We start from the raw sequence: 1,175 nt of genomic DNA, 5'->3' as shown, positions 1-1,175 counted from the left end.
CCTGGGCACCGACGACGTGGTGGCGCTGACCAGCGGCCAGGCCGCGGTGCTGAGCTCCGTCCAGGTGCAGGGCCTGACGACCGACCAGCTCGTCAACCTGAGCACCGACGATCTGCGCGCGCTGAACAGCGCCGCGCTGCGCGCGCTCAGCGGCAGCCAGCTCGACGGCCTGACCAGCGACCAGATCGGCGCGCTGACCAGCGCCCAGGTCCGCCAGCTCACCACCGGCCAGATCGCCGCCATCGGCAGCGACGCGCTCAATGCGCTGACCAGCGGCCAGATCGCCGCGCTGAGCAGCACGCAGGTGGCCGCCATCACCACCGCCCAGGTCGGCACGATGACCACCGAGGATGTGGTGGCGCTCGGCTCCGCCGGCATCAAGGCGATGAGCTCGGCCCAGATCCACTCGCTGACGACCGACGACATCGTCGCGCTGGCCACGGCCCAGGCCGCGGTGCTCAGCTCGGCCCAGATCGCCGGCCTGACGACGGCCCAGCTCGTCAACCTCAACACCGACGACCTGCGCGCGCTGTCCAGTGCCGCGCTGCGCGCGCTGAACAGCGCCCAGCTGGGTTCGCTGGGCAGCGACCAGATCGGCGCGCTGAGCAGCGCCCAGGTCCAGCAGCTCACCACCGCCCAGGTGGCCGGCATGGGCAGCGACACGCTGAACGCGCTGACCAGCAGCCAGATCCCCGCGCTGACCAGCTCGCAGATCGCCGCCATCGGCACCGCCCAGGTGGCGACGATGACGACCGAGGACGTCGTCGCCCTCGGCTCCGCCGGCATCAAGGCGATGAGCTCGGCCCAGATCCATGCGCTGACCACCGACGACATCGTCGCGCTGGCCACCGGCCAGGCGGCCGTGCTCAGCTCGGTGCAGGTGCAGGGCCTCACCACCGACCAGCTCGTCAACTTCAGCACCGACGACCTGCGCGCGCTGGGCAGCAGCTCGCTGCGTGCATTGAACAGCGGGCAGCTTGCCGCGCTGAACAGCGACCAGATCGGCGCGCTGACCAGCACGCAGGTGCAGCAGCTCACCACCGCCCAGGTGGCCGGCATGGGCAGCGACACGCTCAACGCGCTGACCAGCTCGCAGATCCCGGCGCTGACCAGCGCCCAGGTGGCCGCCATCGGAACCGCCCAGGTGGCGACGATGACCACCGAGGACGTGGTCT

Annotated in this window: 1 pseudogene; it reads left to right on the top strand. The window is 71.3% G+C overall.

From position 1 onward, the window contains the following. A pseudogene (locus B0W88_RS34130) lies at positions 1–1,175 on the top strand (heme utilization protein); the annotation flags it as partial.

The sequence above is a fragment of the Pelomonas sp. KK5 genome (assembly GCF_001984095.1).
Lineage (GTDB): Bacteria > Pseudomonadota > Gammaproteobacteria > Burkholderiales > Burkholderiaceae_C > KK5.
Note: the sequence above shows the minus strand (reverse complement) of the source record. Positions and strands in the feature narration are given on the sequence as shown.